The 15,328-nt window shown below is 43.8% G+C and carries 17 protein-coding genes; 1 reads left to right on the top strand and 16 read right to left on the bottom strand.

Going from position 1 to position 15,328, the window contains the following annotated elements:
• Positions 1–50: 50 nt before the first annotated feature.
• The 5 genes from GCA01S_RS15630 to GCA01S_RS15615 all read right to left on the bottom strand — a co-directional run bounded on the left by GCA01S_RS15630 (position 51) and on the right by GCA01S_RS15615 (position 5,418).
• A complete protein-coding gene (locus GCA01S_RS15630; protein WP_174407507.1) occupies positions 51–1,544 on the bottom strand; it encodes a PH domain-containing protein in 1,494 nt (497 codons plus the stop codon).
• Positions 1,537–2,016, bottom strand: a complete 480-nt coding sequence (locus tag GCA01S_RS15625) for a PH domain-containing protein (protein ID WP_042411222.1) — start codon at positions 2,014–2,016, stop codon at positions 1,537–1,539. Before GCA01S_RS15625 ends, GCA01S_RS15630 begins: the two co-directional genes overlap by 8 nt.
• A gap of 84 nt (positions 2,017–2,100) precedes the next feature.
• Positions 2,101–2,403 (bottom strand): LacI family DNA-binding transcriptional regulator, encoded by a 303-nt coding sequence (locus GCA01S_RS19555; protein WP_223845279.1) that lies wholly within the window; start codon positions 2,401–2,403, stop codon positions 2,101–2,103.
• Positions 2,404–2,665: 262 nt separating this feature from the next.
• Entirely contained in the window at positions 2,666–4,837 is a 2,172-nt protein-coding gene (locus GCA01S_RS15620; RefSeq protein WP_042411220.1) for a YhgE/Pip domain-containing protein, read from the bottom strand.
• A 146-nt stretch (positions 4,838–4,983) separates the two neighbouring features.
• A complete protein-coding gene (locus GCA01S_RS15615) occupies positions 4,984–5,418 on the bottom strand; it encodes a DMT family transporter (protein ID WP_017437207.1) in 435 nt (144 codons plus the stop codon).
• A gap of 320 nt (positions 5,419–5,738) precedes the next feature.
• On the opposite strand from GCA01S_RS15615, the gene GCA01S_RS15610 reads away from it, so the two are divergent.
• Positions 5,739–6,230, top strand: a complete 492-nt coding sequence (locus GCA01S_RS15610; RefSeq protein ID WP_017437205.1) for a QueT transporter family protein — start codon at positions 5,739–5,741, stop codon at positions 6,228–6,230.
• A 274-nt stretch (positions 6,231–6,504) separates the two neighbouring features.
• Here the strand turns inward: GCA01S_RS15610 and GCA01S_RS21060 are convergent, their stop codons facing one another.
• The 11 genes from GCA01S_RS21060 to GCA01S_RS15555 all read right to left on the bottom strand — a co-directional run bounded on the left by GCA01S_RS21060 (position 6,505) and on the right by GCA01S_RS15555 (position 15,199).
• Positions 6,505–6,633, bottom strand: a complete 129-nt coding sequence (locus GCA01S_RS21060) for a hypothetical protein (protein ID WP_017437204.1) — start codon at positions 6,631–6,633, stop codon at positions 6,505–6,507.
• Positions 6,634–7,482 carry a DUF3307 domain-containing protein gene (locus tag GCA01S_RS15605; RefSeq protein ID WP_017437203.1) on the bottom strand — a complete coding sequence of 283 codons (849 nt, stop codon included), beginning with the start codon at positions 7,480–7,482 and terminating at the stop codon, positions 6,634–6,636.
• A gap of 10 nt (positions 7,483–7,492) precedes the next feature.
• Positions 7,493–8,176, bottom strand: coding sequence for a hypothetical protein (locus GCA01S_RS15600; protein ID WP_017437202.1), 684 nt, complete (start codon positions 8,174–8,176; stop codon positions 7,493–7,495).
• Between the two features lie 102 nt (positions 8,177–8,278).
• Complete coding sequence (locus tag GCA01S_RS15595) at positions 8,279–8,566, bottom strand: hypothetical protein (protein ID WP_017437201.1); 288 nt, start codon at positions 8,564–8,566, stop codon at positions 8,279–8,281.
• Positions 8,566–8,763, bottom strand: coding sequence for a hypothetical protein (locus GCA01S_RS15590; RefSeq protein ID WP_017437200.1), 198 nt, complete (start codon positions 8,761–8,763; stop codon positions 8,566–8,568). Before GCA01S_RS15590 ends, GCA01S_RS15595 begins: the two co-directional genes overlap by 1 nt.
• Positions 8,764–8,770: 7 nt before the next feature.
• Entirely contained in the window at positions 8,771–9,973 is a 1,203-nt protein-coding gene (locus tag GCA01S_RS15585) for a DNA polymerase IV (protein ID WP_017437199.1), read from the bottom strand.
• A gap of 563 nt (positions 9,974–10,536) precedes the next feature.
• On the bottom strand, positions 10,537–11,745 hold the full coding sequence (locus GCA01S_RS15575) for an ABC transporter substrate-binding protein (RefSeq protein WP_017437197.1): 1,209 nt from the start codon (positions 11,743–11,745) through the stop codon (positions 10,537–10,539).
• 83 nt (positions 11,746–11,828) lie between these two features.
• The gene (locus tag GCA01S_RS15570) at positions 11,829–12,536 is read right to left on the bottom strand and encodes an ABC transporter ATP-binding protein (protein ID WP_042411212.1); all 708 of its coding nucleotides are present in this window, start codon (positions 12,534–12,536) and stop codon (positions 11,829–11,831) included.
• Positions 12,529–13,293: an ABC transporter ATP-binding protein gene (locus GCA01S_RS15565; protein WP_042411209.1), complete on the bottom strand. Its 765-nt coding sequence runs from the start codon at positions 13,291–13,293 to the stop codon at positions 12,529–12,531. The genes GCA01S_RS15570 and GCA01S_RS15565 overlap by 8 nt, the downstream gene beginning before the upstream one ends.
• Positions 13,294–13,295: 2 nt before the next feature.
• Positions 13,296–14,336: a branched-chain amino acid ABC transporter permease gene (locus GCA01S_RS15560; protein ID WP_042411206.1), complete on the bottom strand. Its 1,041-nt coding sequence runs from the start codon at positions 14,334–14,336 to the stop codon at positions 13,296–13,298.
• On the bottom strand, positions 14,336–15,199 hold the full coding sequence (locus GCA01S_RS15555; RefSeq protein WP_017437193.1) for a branched-chain amino acid ABC transporter permease: 864 nt from the start codon (positions 15,197–15,199) through the stop codon (positions 14,336–14,338). The genes GCA01S_RS15560 and GCA01S_RS15555 overlap by 1 nt, the downstream gene beginning before the upstream one ends.
• Positions 15,200–15,328 lie beyond the last annotated feature (129 nt).

The following is a 15,328-nucleotide window of genomic DNA, read 5'->3' as shown; positions in this document are numbered from 1 at the left end:
TTATCCAAGAAGCTCCCCCCACCTCTAAGCAGAGCATGGGTGGGGAGAGTTCAATCAGACGAAACTTTAGATGCTTCGTTTGTCCTTTTCAGCCATGCATATATTGTTTTCACATCTTCTTGATCAAGATCTGCCACTTCTCCACGGGCGCCGATTCCGGGCATGACCGTTGCCGCAATGGTTCCGAGGTGTTTTCGCTTCTGAAACCAGGTAGAAGAAGCTTCCATGGATTGAATACGATTTTTTAACATATACATGGCTTTCATGTTGAAAAAGCCGCTTCTTAGTGCAAGCTGATGAGGCGAAATCGCCCAGCCGGCCGCTTTATAACTTAAGTAGCCGAAATATGAAACGATGGGAAGCCACAACAAAAGCAACAGCCCCCACGGACGCAAGAAATAAGCGGCGATGCAAACAGGAAGAATCAGCACATATAAAGGACGGGCCGTGTAGCGGATGCATGCTCGCTTTGGCAACGCATTGAATTCATGGTGGATGCTATACTCCGGGAGACAGGAAGAAATAACGGAAGCAATCCGTTCTTTCTTTATTAACGGGCAGAGTATAATACTCCCGTGATGGCCGCCATCCAATGCCCCACCCGCATGAATGATATAAACGGAAGCATACCCAAGCCAGCGGCGAATCATGTTTTCTTTTATTACAATCCCTTGAACCCGTGCGACAGGCGTTGTCACTTTTCTTCTTTCAAGCAATCCTCTCGAAATGACGATGTCTTCATCTATTTTTTCCACCGTAAAAAAAGCGTACCGCAGCATATTTTGAATAATGGATATCATATAAGCGGCAATAAAAATCAATAAAACAGCCATCATCGTATCAAATAAACCATGCGCGAACATCGTTTGCGCATCTTTATATAGCATCTCATAAGGAATGAGATCGTCAAATTGGGAGATAAAAAGGAAAATGGCAGCAATAACGCTAAGTGCCCCACCGCTTGTCACCGCTACTTGAAAAACTTCCCAAAAGCTCATCGAAAAAATGATGTTTTTCGCTTCTTCCTGTAATGGTTGATGGATGGAGACAAAAGAAGATGCAGTATTTTCATCCAACAGCATCATTTCATCATTTATCATTTCCTTTGCTTTTCGAATCCAACGTTGAATTCGTTCCGCTTCTTCCCTTGTTACAGCCGTTAATACCACTTCGGCTTCTCCTAACTGATTTCCCGCTGTTTCTATATTGACTTTAACGACTCCTGCCAATCGTTGCAGAAAACCTTCGGAAATGGAAACGCCTTGAATGCGTTCGAAAGGAATATATCGTTTTTTTCTTACAAACACACCATGTTCAATGCGCAATTCCCCTTCTTCCAACCGATAGGTAAAACGGAGCCAAGAAACAATTCCGATCACAATGGTGTACATGACAACCGCCGATGGCACGGCGATATCCCACATCATGGAAATGGTTCTATTCCCGACTATGACGAGAAGGAGGAGCGGAAAAAACGCGTCTTTCAATTGCTTAACAATATTGACGATGACAGAAATGGGATGAAGCCGTTTTTTCTCAGACATCGTCATACGCCACCCTTGCCAATCTGGAAATAGAATAGCGCAGCTCCTCTGCTTCCTCTTCATCGAGTGCCGGAATTTCATGCACCGTTGCGGCTGTCGAAATCGTTACGGAGGCCAGTTTGTATTTTTTGAACAATGGCCCTTGCTTAGAATCGACGTGCTGCACGCGAATCATTGGGATCAACGTTCGCCTTACCGTAAACAAACCTTGTTGAATCTCGATTTCCTGCTCACGCACTTCATAGCGCCAGCGCCGCCAGCGTAATCTTGGGATAAAAAAGAGGAACAAATAACCTTCTCCTATAAACAAAAGAATCAAGATAGGAATAATCCATTTCGGCCCGTCAAAAATGATAATCAGGACAATGACAGCGGCAAAAGCGGCAAAAGAAACAGCCAATCCAATCATGCCGTATATCCGCCATACCGATAATGCTCGTTCGGAGATTCTTTTTCTAGGTTCTCCATTCATGATTTCTCTATCCCCCTTAAACAAAGACAATCCATCGACGTAATGGTTATACGTATTTAGTATACAAGAAGTTTCCATCTTTAACTATCTGTTACTGTAGAATAACAAACTTTTGGAAAAGCAGGAGAATGAGCATGTTTCAAGAAAAATTATAGGATGCGAAGCCATTGGAGAACGTGAATGATAAACCACTACGCCTATATTGTTCGTCCGCTGCGAAACCATCGCCCTTGCCAAGGCATTTGGTTTATACTGCAGCTCCTTCATCACTTTTAATACTTTTTCACGCGTCTCTGGACTTGCAACCCCTTTTCCCGAAATGACGCGCGAAACCGTCGACTTCGAAATACCAGCCCTCAACGCGATGTCTTTAATGGTGTAGCCCACTAAAGTTAACCTCTATACCGTTTGGTCCGGTTTGTTTTCAAAGCCGCTTTCCAAGATGGATATTATACATGCATTCATTTGTCAAATCATTTGCAACTTCGTCATGAAAAAAGGCACGAATCAAATCCGTGCCTTCCGCCGTAACGAATCTATTTTTTTAAAACAGCGTCCATATCCGCGCTGGCTGTTTCTGTTTCCCATCGATGGCGTCACCGGATATAAACAAAAAAGCCAGGCGGTCATTTTGCCTATGCCGCATGGTTTAATGAAACAATCCGCTTTTTTTCGCTTTCGCATGCAGCGAATGCATGTATTTGTTCAACGGTTCTTTCAGAAGCGTACCTAATAAGAGAGCCAGGACGGCAAACATCATGAGACGAACCGCATCGTTTTTCACTTTTCCCCACACAATGCCGCCGACTGCTTCGCGCATCAAATCAATCGCATACGTAAACGGCAAAAACGGGTTGATGTTTTGGAAAAATTCCGGAATAAGCTGAACCGGATACGTCCCCCCTGCTCCGGCGATTTGGAAAACGAGCAGGACGATGGCCAGCGCCTTGCCGACGTCGCTGAATACTGATACGAGCGTAAAGACAATGACAATAAACACAAAGCTGCATAACAGCCCAAAGAGGATAAACCAGCCGGAGTCATGAATATAAATATTCTTTAAAAGAAATACATCTCCTAACGTGACAATAAGCGCCTGAATACTGTTGCATGTCCAAAACGTCAGCAGCCGGCCAAAATAAATTTCTCTGCTGGTATACCCTTCTGCCTCATAAGGTTCGGTAGAAAGCAACGACACTAACAGCAGACAGCCCACCCATATGGACAAGACGGTATAAAACGGGTTCATCCCCGATCCATAGTTCGGAAGCGGAAACAATCTATGCGTCTTTAAGTCGACGGGATGGGCCAAAAATTCACCTTTTGCGCTTGGATCATTTTTTAATAAACGAATGATGTCGTAGATGTTTGTTTCTTTTTTCAATTTTGCAAGAAAGGAAGCGATATCGTTGACTTTCCGCGCAAGAAACGGATACTGGTCGCTTGCCGTCTGCAACATTTCTTCCCCCTGCTTGAGACCGCTGCCGGCGTGCTGAAGAAGCCGCTCTAATTCCAGAATGGTGTTGGCGATGTCCGCGAGCATGCGGCGGGCGTCTTGAAGCGTCTGCTTCGTTTCGTTCATTTTTTCTTTCATGAGCGGTGCGATATGTTGCTCGTATTCATTCATCACCCGATCGACTTGCTTAACCGCAGCTGCCGCCCGCTCATTTAGGTCGGTGAGAAGATGGTTGCCTGGCTGCGCCCCGTTTTCACTTTGCTCGTACGCTAACTTGGCAAGGCGCTGTGCTTCTCTTAAATTGGATTTTATGCCTGTCAGACGGCCGGACAATTGTTCCATATTGGCGGAAGCCGTGCGAGAGAAAGCTCTCTTTTCGATCATGTTATTGAATATGCGAAGCTGTGTTTGCGCTTCATCTGCCATTTGTTCCCCAGCTGCGGCCATGCCCTGGACGTCGGAAAGCCATTGCCGCTGCTGGGCAAGGGAAAGGTTTTCTTGCAGCTTGTTAGTTGCGGCATAGATGGACATGGCGATTTGCTGCAGCGTACGCAAATTTTCCGCGATTTGCGGCGTCAATGTCTTTGCTTTTGCTTCCGCTTTCGTGAAAAACTGATTCGTTTCATCAAGAAACGCAATGCCGCTGTTGACGATCCGTTTCGCTTCGGGAAGCGTTTTTTCCGCTTTATTGACGAGCCGTTCCGCCTCTTTCGCGTCGGACATCGATTGGTTTAACAACCGCTTGATTTCCGGCAGCTTCGTCTGCAGCTGAAAAATCAGGGTCTCAAAATGGCGAATATCTGGCAGCTGTTGTTCTAATGCCACCCCCGCTTCATGAAAGATAGAAAACAAAACGCTGTTGACAACAGCGACAAATTGATCGCTTACTTGCTCGGTGATGGTGCTTGCTCCTTTGGATGTGATTCTCGGCGCAATCGCGTTCTTTTTGTCATTTTCATAGTAATGAATGACGGCCTGCTCCGGCCTATCTTGCACAATGGTAGCCAATTTTTCTGAAAAATCGCTTGGAATGACGATCGTCGCAAAATAATCGCCATAGCGGACGTTTTTCATTCCTTCTTGTTTGCCAACAAATTGCCAGCCTAAGTCATGATTGTTTCGTAGCGCCCTGACAATTTCTTTTCCGGCGTTAAACGCATGTCCTTGAATTTTTGCCCCTTTGTCTTCATTGACAATTCCTACTTTAATGTTTCTCGTGTTGGCGTACGGATCAATAGAAGCTTCGATATTCACCCACGCATAAAGCGATGGCAGAAGAAGCAATCCGCCTACCAATACCGCCGCTACCCAGTTTGTTGCTATTTGCTTCATATCGTGAACATAAAGATTCCATATCTTTTTCACGAACCTCAACTTCCCTTTAGTGTGATTAAACTGCTTTTGTTAGTATAAACCAATGAAAAAAAACTAAACATAAGCGGCGGATTGGAAACAAGCACGGTATGTTTACAAAAAAAACTGCTGGCTAACCAGCAGACACACATACCATATTATTTTTTATAAAACAGCCATAATGCGCAAAACAATAGTATGATTCCCGTCATTCTTCTCATGTCAAAAGGAATTTGCTGCCCGCCAAGCAAGCCAAAGTGATCGATGATGGAACTCATCACCAACTGTCCGGCGACAACGGCCATGATAGAAGTAGCAACCCCGACTTTCGGAACGATGAGCACCATGACAACCACGTAAAAGGCCCCGAGCACCCCACCAAGCAGCTGCCACTTCGGCACGGAAAACATTTGCAGCAAGTCTCCTTTTCCAAAAAACAATTGCAATAAAAATAACACGATCGTGCCGATAAGAAAGGAAACGAATGCTCCTTCCATCACGCCGACTCTTTTGCCGAGACCGCCGTTGACGCCAGCTTGCACCGACGTTGCCATTCCTGCGACGATGGCAAGAATCATCCATAACCACTTCATTGCTAATCCACATCCTACATAATAATGAAAAACTTTACTAATTATCATATCATGGAGGATAATGACATGGAAGAAGTTATTTCCGTGATTTTTCAAAACGACAAAAACAGCAGACGGGCCAACCCCATCTGCTGTTTTTGTTATATTATTTATGGATGAGCAAATTTTGCAAAAGCGCCGATCGCCCATTTCAAATTTAGAGATCGATCATTGCATTTCCTTCTGTTCTTGCTAAAATAATAGATGTTGCTTTTCTTGTTGCACCATGTATACCGATGGTGTTTTTTGCATGTACCTTAACGATGTAAGGAGAGAAACATATGAACATTAGAACTATCGTCGTAAACGGCATTTTAGCGGCTGTGTACATCGCAGTGACGATGCTGATTCAGCCGTTTGGATTTACTAACGTGCAGTTTCGCGTCTCGGAAATGCTGAATCATCTCGTCGTGTTTCATAAAAAATATTTCTTTGGCATTGTGTTAGGCGTCTTTTTTGCGAATTTGTTTTTCTCGCCGATGATGGCGTACGATCTCGTTTTCGGGGTCGGGCAGTCGGTCATCGCCCTCCTGATCACGATTTTTTCGATGCGGTATGTGAAAAATGTATGGGCGCGGATGGCTGTCAATACGCTGGTGTTTACGTTTACGATGTTCTTGATTGCCTGGGAGTTAAAGCTGGCGTTTGACCTGCCATTCTTTTTCACCTGGCTGACAACCGCAGTAGGAGAATTTGTCGTCATGGCGGTTGGCGCGCCTATTATGTATGCGGTAAACCGGCGTGCACATTTGGATAAATTAATGGAAACATAAAGCGGCAAGGTTTTACCTGCCGCTTTTTCTTATGTTAGACGAATTTGCTCCTGCGTCATATCATAAATTACGTTGTCGCACCAAGCACGTCGCCAATTGCAAGCCCTATTATCCGCCTTTCATCCGATCAATCCATTCCATCTCTCCCTGCCGTCCTTTCAAAAAGAAACAATATGTGTAGGAAATACTACGATGCTACATATATCTATCCCAATTCCTTCGGCCAACTCGGTTGCTAGGGCAACATAAATAAGCGCCAGCTTTTTGTGGCAGATTAATCATTTTCCTCCCTTTCTCCTGACAGCGCCAACGTGCCGATGAATCCAGCCAGCATCACAATAACAACAACCCCGGTCAGGATATTCACTTTATGCGAAATCACTTTGCCGTTTCGATACAGCAATTACCAAATTTTCGCTGCAATGATCCCTAGTAAAATGCCAATAATAGCACTGGATAACGTACCGATTAGATAATATTCGGCAAACTGCTTATGCTCAAACTGCTTAAAACGGGTCAGCGTTTTTAATGCCGCCAAGAATGCGAGTCCCTGTGGCATATCCATCATCATAAAAATCACAATTAATGTCCGTTCTAGCATCCCGATGAGTTGACCGATTTTGGCTGGAGAATCATGAAAAAATTGTTCTGTTTTAATTGTGGTGATTTCCACTTCTTTTTTTCCACTATTCTCATGTTTCGTTTTTACTTCGATTTTCTCATCTGATAAACGATAAATCCCTTCTTGCAGCTTGTAATTGGGGGCGAATTCCCTTAATAAAATTTCCAGAAAATGCCCGGCTCCATAAGTCGCTAAAACAAAAATGCATGCAGTGGCTGCCGCTTTTTCTGCGAAAGTCTTTCCAATAATGTCTAAAAACGCTGGCGGTTCAAAGATACAATAAAATGTAAACAAGATGACCAAAAGGTGAAGCATTTGGTCCATTATAAATAAAAGCGCCTGACTAATAGTTTTATTAAATACCATATCTAATTTTATTTTGCCGTAATCAATGATAAAATGGCAGATGGAAATAAGCACAATAGCTTGTGCCAGCATTAGCAGCCCGGAAAGTGAAAACGATGGAAATATTTCTAGGGCAACAATGCTCGCGACCGCCATAAGAATAGTATGGACAGCCAGATGTTTTCCTAAATCGACAAGCGGTTGATCATGTCGTTCCTGAACTAGTCGATCTGAATGGACAATAAAATCTCCTAGCAAATGAGCAAGATAAAAGTATATCCACAATGTTATCCCCCTACTTCTTTAAAAGCGTTTGATATAATATCAATAATTCGGTAAAGCTCGCTTCTGTCGCCTTTACCTTCTGGTACTCCGCGCGTTTCAGCAAATAGCTGACGGTCGAAATAGGGGATTTATACCCCAAATGTCTTCCGATTTTTTCATATGTCCATCCCGGAAACTGCTCGATCAGATGAATCACTTGTTTTTGTTTGTCTGTCCAATTTCGCTTTGTTTCCAGAATCCATCCTAATAAAGTGTTAAGTGGTTCGAATGGAAGCGCCTCAGCTAAAATATAAAAACTTGTTGTATTTTCATTTTCACTCCATATTTTTGTTTTTTCCTTTTTTTCCTTCAAATGTTCCCTAGCCGCAAATGCGCACAGTACTGCACTTCCATTAATCGTATGAACGTCCGTTGTGTCCGTTTCTAGTTCCCCTATTCCAATTCCAGAATAAAATGGACACTGATGAAAGCAGGATTGGGAATATATATATTTAATCAGTGGATATCCGCTGGAGAAATTTCCAATGACTCCAACAAGCTCATCGCCATTTCGAATAGCAAACGGGACAAGCAAATCTTTATGGAACCGCTTGTTTATCGTCTCTTTCAAGTCATTTAAAATCATTAGCAGCCGTTTCTTGTCCATTTGTCTAGAATGTTTTACATCCAACGCAAAACATACAGCCGGTTTCATAAGATCTCCTCTTTTTGATTGATGTATATATATCAATATTACTATTATTGTTGGGAAAACATCAAGAAGCGCATCGGCTCATTTAGATAAAGGGGAACAAATTTACGGCATTGAGCTGGTGATCCACTCAATGATTAGCGCCAATACCGCTAGGCAAACCGTTATCACGGTGGAACCAATCAATATATGCCGCTGTAGTTGGATATACTTCTTTCTTTCTTTTGCTGCATAGAAGGCATACGCCATAAAACCAGCGATAATGGATCCGCCCCATCCTGCCAATCCGATTGGGGTAATTAACTTTTCCCAATCGAAGATCCAAAAATACATAATAATTAGATGAACAGCGATGATAGAGAAAGTGATCAGCGGTTTCATTATTTTTAGCATCAGTTTCCCCCTGCACATGATAGTGATGGTTCTTTCTCTTTTGAAGCAAGCAGCGATGCTGCTGGCTGTTCATGTATTTTTTTCATACCGTAGCTATGCAAAAGAATGCCGATGATGATCATAAAAAGACCGATAATAGCCCATCCGCCAGGAAGCGGAGCGGAAAGGAACGCCACCTTGCCAATGACCGTAAACAATACAATCCTAATCTTGTTGAAACAGATTAGCTCCTCTTCGAATAATATCCTCGCCGAATTTTTGCCGCAGCTGCTCCATTGTCTTCCATAGCGCTTCTCTTTTGGCCTCTTCTTCGTAATGAAACAAATCTAATTGTTTCATGGCTGCTTTTTTATCAAATACATCAAGCGCGGCAATTCCTAACAGCCTCACTGGATTACCGTTCCAATGTTTCTTTAATAAATATGCCGCATACTGAAAAATTTCCTCCGCTTCCTGAAATGGATTTTCCCATGTTTTGCTGCGGGTGATCGTTTGGAAATTGCTGTAGCGGATCATAATTTGGACGGTGGAAGACACAACCCGTTTTCGCTTCATTCGTTCGCTGACCGATTGCGCCAACTCACGGAGCACGTCAAGAAGAATTCTCTCTTCTGTTACGTTATAGGGAAGTGTTGTAGAATTCCCAATTGATTTCCATTTTTCGCCCGCTTCAGGGTCGACTGGACGATCATCAATGCCATTAGCCCGCTCCTTTAAACGGATGCCGTTGATACCAAGCAGTTGTTGAAGCCTCTCCTCTTCCGCCTTTGCTAATTCTCCGATCGTAAAAATGCCAATAGTATTTAATTTTTTCGCTGTTTTATCGCCAACACCGTGCATCTCTTTGACCGGCAATGGCCACAGTATGTTCGGGACATCCCGTTTGCGCAAAACCGTGATGCCTAACGGTTTTTTCATTTCACTGGCCATTTTCGCCAAAAATTTATTTGGCGCGATGCCGATGCTTACAGGAATATGCAGAGTCTGCAGCAATCCCTGCTGAATATATTCAGCGATCTCCAATGGCGAACCAAGCGAATCACATTCGGTAATATCCAAATATCCTTCATCAATGGAGGCAGGTTCCAGAAGCGGGGAGATACGACGCAAAAACTGAAACACTTTGCTACTTGTTTCGCGGTATAATGAAAAATCGGGTTTTAGCACGACAAGGGACGGGCATTTTTTCTTTGCCTCCCATAACGGCATCGTTGTATAGATGCCAAAGCGCCGTTTCGCGATGTAATTTGCCGCTAAGACAATCCCTTTTCTTTCTTTTGGATCACCAGCAACAACCACGGCTTTTTCCTTTAACGAAGGATCGCGCGCGATTTCACAGCTGGCAAAAAACGAATTGCAGTCAACGTGCAAAATGATGCGCCCTTGTTTTCGGTACATCTTTTGCATATTACTTTGCCCCTCCTATGGGTGGTGGGTAGTTTTGAACGTTCTGACAGGTACTTGAAGGATGAAAATGGAGATCTTGTCTGATTTATTTTACTTTATTACTTTCTTTTTTTCTATGTTTTTTGTTGATTATTTAGAACATAGTTCTCTTTATTAATAGAAAATGATGCGATGCAAAACAGTCAATTTTTGTAAAAAAGGGTATAAAATAAAAAACATTTGGAGGAGAAAGCTGAACATGGAAAGTTTGATGGCTCTGTTTGCTGGGTATGCGATTAGCGATTTTTTCCGCCCATATATCTTGTTCCATCATTGATATTTGGGGATCGGAATGCTCCCGTTGCTGCTTCTTTTGCAGGGATGGCAAGCGCGGGCAATTGCCGAAAAAAACGATAATGCGCCGAAATGGTATAAAGAAAAGGGAAATCGAAAAGCGCGAATATGGGCTTTCTTGATATGCCCATTCCAAATCCCCTGGGATGACGAAGAGGATGGAAATAATAAAATAAAAAATGGAGATGGTAACCCAACTCCCATCTCCATTTTTTATGTTTGGAGCTCTTTTATTTCAGTTTTATCGGCACAATTTTTCCGTTTTCTATGGCCGCGACGCTTTGTTGCGATTCAAATCCGCCGTCATCTCCGATTTTCGAAACAACATATACTTGTTTGTCTTGCGGAATATGTTCAAGGCCCTCTTGCATATGTTTGCGGATGGCAACAGGGTCATCCACCGTGCCTGCTGCTTTCATCGCTTCGACAAATGCATACATCGCCAAATAATTAAAACCAGCTTCCGAGCCTGGATCTTCATTGAATTTGGCGCGGTAGTTTTTCACAAACGACGGAACTCCCGGACCGTCCGATTCCACTAATGGCATGACGCCAATGGATCCTTCCAGCACATCGTAAGATCCCGTTACCTTTTTCATTTCGTCTAGCTTCGCTTGATCCATAATGATAAAGCCGCCTTTAAATCCCAATTCTCGCGCCTGTTTCGCCACTTTTGCCGTCGGTTCCGACGGGCCGCCGATAAATAAAACATCCGGTTTTTCCTTTAACGCATTGGTGACAATCGTAAAGAAGTCCGTATCTTTGGAAAAGTCGATTGATGTTTTATAAACGACTTTTCCTCCTTGTTTTTCCCAATATGGAAGCAACGTTTCCGTCCAGTCTTTTCCGTATTGCGAAGCGGTTGGCAGCGCGGCAAGTTTTTTGCCGAAACGCTTCATCGCATATTTAGTAAACGGAGCCACATAGCTGTCATAACGCGGCGGTATTCTTACCGTCAACGAATTCCCGGTTTGCGTGATTTTCGGCTCGCTCGTATAAGCGCCAATAATAAACTTGTCCGTTTCGTTAAATACTTGCAATGCCATGACTCCGCCGCTGTGCGGAGTAAACACGATCGGCGTGTGATGTTCTTGAACGAGGCGTTTCGCATTCGATGCCGTTTCGTTTGGCAAATACTTGTCATCTAATGCAACGACATTTAATTTATATTTTTTTCCGTTTACTTCAAATCCACCGTTATTGTTAATTTCCTCGGCCGCCATTTTCAACCCATTTAATGTCCGCTCTCCGTAATAGGCGGCAGGACCGCTTAACGGACCGCTGTATCCGATGTTGACGATGTTGCCATCGCCGCTTCCGTTTGTCTCATTATTGCCCCCGCTTGATGTATTCCCTGTTTTGGAGCTGTTGCACGCTGCTAATGAAAACACCATTACCAACATAATAATTGTAGTGAGAAACCATTTCATCTTCTTCATCGTATCCCCCCTATTTTGCAATGAACAAAAGATTATTATAAATATTCAGATAATTAACAGGATAGTGATCCATCACCTCCTTTTCATGTGCCGATATAGGCCTTGCGAACATCATCATTAGCAAATAACTGCTCCGCCGTTCCTTCTACCACAATCGTTCCGTTTTCAAATACATAGCCTTTATGGGCAATGCTAAGCGCCGCATGAGCGTTTTGTTCGGCTAATAAAACCGTCGTTCCTTCTTGATTGATTTGCTTGATCGTTTGAAACATTTGTTCGACAATGAGCGGAGCCAGCCCGATCGATGGCTCATCCAAAAGCAATAGCTTCGGGTGTGACATTAACGCCCTGCCGATCGCCAGCATTTGCTGCTGGCCGCCGCTTAGCGACCCGGCTGGATCGTTGCGCTTTTCTTGCAAAATTGGAAACAGTTCATACACATGTTGCAGAGACTGCATGATTTTTTCCTTCTCTTTTCGGTAAATGTAGGCACCCATCAATAAATTTTCATAAACGGTCATGCGCGGAAACAATTTTCTTCCTTCAGCACATTGGACGATCCCAAGCTGTACGATGCGATCCGGAGGAAGATGATCGATCCGTTCCCCTTGAAAAACAATTTCACCTTGGGAAAGTTTGTTTAGTCCGCTAATGGTGCGGAAAACCGTGCTCTTTCCCGCTCCGTTCGAGCCTAACAGAACAACGATTTCGCCCGGCTCAACGGTAATGTTGACATGGTTGACGGCGGCAAAGCTGCCGTACTGGACGGATACGTTCCTTAACTCAAGCAATCGCGCTCCCTCCTAAGTATGCTTTAATGACGGTTTCGTTGTTTTGAATTTCCTCTGGCGTTCCTTCAGCGATTTTTTCCCCATAATTCAAAACCATAATTTTATGGGCGATTTTCATGATCATCGACATTTTATGTTCAATGAGACATACGGTAATTCCGTGATCCACCATCTTGACAATCAATTGTTCCAATCCTTCTGTTTCATCCGGATTGACGCCTGCAGCCGGTTCGTCGAGAAGGACAATCTCTGGTTCCGTCGCAAGCGCCAATGCAAAAGCGGCACGTTTTTTCTGCTCTTGCGAAATGTTAGCGACCATTTTATCAGCGACATCGGTTAAACCGACAAACTCCAACACTTCCATTGCTTTTTCCTTGCACTCAGCTTCTTCTCTCTTTAACCGTTTCGTCCGGAAAACGGCGTCAAACAAGTTAGAGGAAGTTCTCAATCGATGGCCGATCACGACGTTATCGAATACGGTAGATTGTTCAAACAAATGGGTCGTTTGAAACGTGCGGGCAATCCCCAGCTTAGCCCGCTGATTGGCCGGGAGGCGGGTAATATCCTGCCCTTTAAAAATAATCTGACCCGATGTCGGCTTATAAAACCCGCTGATCAGATTGAAAAAAGTCGATTTCCCCGCTCCGTTCGGTCCAATAATCGCATTTACTTTTCCTTCTTCGACGGAAAAGCTCACATCATTGACAGCTACCAACCCGCCGAACCTTTTCGTCAATTGATGGACTTCCAGTAACATGCTCACCCCTCCTTCACTTGCTTTTTATTTTCAGAATGGCGGGAAATGACAAAACGGTTTGTAGCAGGCATCGTCCGTACTTGAGGATTGCCACTTTTTTCCACACGTTTTGCTTTCCAGCGGATCACCCCGCCGACAATGCCTTGCGGATAGAAGATGACGAGCAGTGCCAAAACCGGGCCAAAGATCAACATCCGATAGTCTTGCAAAAACTGCAGCTGCTGAGATAGAAACGTAATCAACAGCGTACCGACGACCGGTCCAGCCATCGTTCCAATGCCGCCGACAATTAAATACGTAAGGAAATCAAACATCACGGAAATATAGCCGATATCCGGTCCAAGAAAACGGATAAAGGAAGCATACAGCGCTCCTGCCAAGGAAGTGAAAAAGACCGATAAGACGAATGATGTTAATTTATTTTTCATCGTGGAAATGCCGATCGTTAGCGCCAAATCCTCGCTGTTGCGAATCGCAATATATGTTCTTCCCGTCAGCGAGTAAATGATGCGGTACATGACAAAAACGACGAGAAGCAAGAAGAACAGCACTAAATAATATTGCGACACAGGAGTCTGGAACGAAAGCGGACCGATGTTTGCCGGAGCAGGAATGCCGATAAATCCGCGCACCCCTCCCGTCAGGCTGTCCCATTTATCGATGAGAAGGTAAATAATATACCCGACGCATAGCGTATAAATGGCAAAAAAGTGTTCCTTTGTCCGCAATGCGACTAAACCGACGAGCAAGCCGATCAAGCAGGAAATAAGACAGGATAAGAAAAAAGCCAGCCAAAAATGCAGCCCTGCTTTGACGGTTAAAATCGCGAGCGTATAAGCTCCAATCGCAAAAAATCCCGCATGGGCAAGCGATAAATAGCCCGTATAGCCGGCAAACAAGTTTAACCCGTAAACAGCGATCATCCAAATAAACGAGATCGTCATCATGTGCAAATAATAGTTGTTCGGAATCAAAAAAGGAAAAACAAGCGCAAACGCAATCACCAGTATGAGTAATTTCCTTTGTTTTAACACCGTCGCCATCATTGTCCCTCCTTGGCAAATAGTCCAGTCGGTTTCACCGTTAAAATAATGACGAGTATGACAAAGGCGATAATGTCTTTATAATCGTTGGAAATATAAGTTGCACCTAAACTTTCGCTAAATCCCAAAATATACCCGCCGATAATCGCTCCAGGAATGCTGCCCATTCCGCCAAGAATAATAATGACAAACGCTTTTAAAATGACGAGATGGCCCATTCCCGGAAAGACAAGATTAATCGGAGACGCCAAGGAGGCGGCCAACGCCGCGAGGCTGCCGGAAATCATAAACGTCATCATCGCGACTTTGTTCGTGTTAATGCCGACTAAATTCGCTCCTTCACGGTTTTGCGACATCGCGATAATCGAGGCACCGATAAACGTCTTTTTCAGGAAGAAATAGAGCAAAATCATGATGACAATCGTGGAAACAATAATGAGGACTCGTTGCATCGTTAAGGTGAGACCAAGTACGGTGACAACGTTTCCATAAGGAGTAGACATCGTTTGATAGTCTGCCCCCCACACAAATTGGGCGAATGCTTCCAAAAATAAGAGGATGCCGATTGCTGCAATTTTATCATGAAGGGGTGGAGCGTCACGAAGTGGATAAAAGACAAGCCGTTCCATCAGTACGCCAAGCAATCCGATCGCAATCATTGAAATGAGGATGGCCAGCCAATACGGAAGCCCCGCCTGATTCATCATCGTTAACGTCACATAACCGCCCATCATATAAAGCGCGCCGTGGGCGAAATTCGGAATATGTAAAATTCCGTAAACAAGCGTTAATCCTAAGGCGACCAAACTGTAAACGCTTCCAACAGTCAGCCCATTTAACAATTGTTGGATCAATAATTCCATCCGTTTCCCCCCTTGATTGATTTAGCTTGTTTATTGAAATTTATTTATCGTTTCACATGATTATACATTTATTGAGATAATTTTTTGCCGATATATCATTTTTAAGGAGATTGATAGACGGAAAGATGA

Source organism: Parageobacillus caldoxylosilyticus NBRC 107762 (assembly GCF_000632715.1).
GTDB classification, from domain to species: Bacteria; Bacillota; Bacilli; order Bacillales; family Anoxybacillaceae; genus Saccharococcus; species Saccharococcus caldoxylosilyticus.
Note: the sequence above shows the minus strand (reverse complement) of the source record. Positions and strands in the feature narration are given on the sequence as shown.

Bases quoted from the DNA above. Each gene is read 5' to 3' on its own strand.
- GCA01S_RS15610 (WP_017437205.1), top strand. From the start codon at position 5,739: ATGAACATTAGAACTATCGTCGTAAACGGCATTTTAGCGGCTGTGTAC.
- GCA01S_RS15630 (WP_174407507.1), bottom strand. From the start codon at position 1,544: ATGTCTGAGAAAAAACGGCTTCATCCCATTTCTGTCATCGTCAATATT.
- GCA01S_RS15575 (WP_017437197.1), bottom strand. From the start codon at position 11,745: ATGAAGAAGATGAAATGGTTTCTCACTACAATTATTATGTTGGTAATG.
- GCA01S_RS15585 (WP_017437199.1), bottom strand. From the start codon at position 9,973: ATGCAAAAGATGTACCGAAAACAAGGGCGCATCATTTTGCACGTTGAC.
- GCA01S_RS15565 (WP_042411209.1), bottom strand. From the start codon at position 13,293: ATGTTACTGGAAGTCCATCAATTGACGAAAAGGTTCGGCGGGTTGGTA.
- GCA01S_RS15625 (WP_042411222.1), bottom strand. From the start codon at position 2,016: ATGAATGGAGAACCTAGAAAAAGAATCTCCGAACGAGCATTATCGGTA.
- GCA01S_RS15600 (WP_017437202.1), bottom strand. From the start codon at position 8,176: ATGAAACCGGCTGTATGTTTTGCGTTGGATGTAAAACATTCTAGACAA.
- GCA01S_RS15615 (WP_017437207.1), bottom strand. From the start codon at position 5,418: ATGAAGTGGTTATGGATGATTCTTGCCATCGTCGCAGGAATGGCAACG.
- GCA01S_RS15555 (WP_017437193.1), bottom strand. From the start codon at position 15,199: ATGGAATTATTGATCCAACAATTGTTAAATGGGCTGACTGTTGGAAGC.
- GCA01S_RS15560 (WP_042411206.1), bottom strand. From the start codon at position 14,336: ATGGCGACGGTGTTAAAACAAAGGAAATTACTCATACTGGTGATTGCG.
- GCA01S_RS15595 (WP_017437201.1), bottom strand. From the start codon at position 8,566: ATGCTAAAAATAATGAAACCGCTGATCACTTTCTCTATCATCGCTGTT.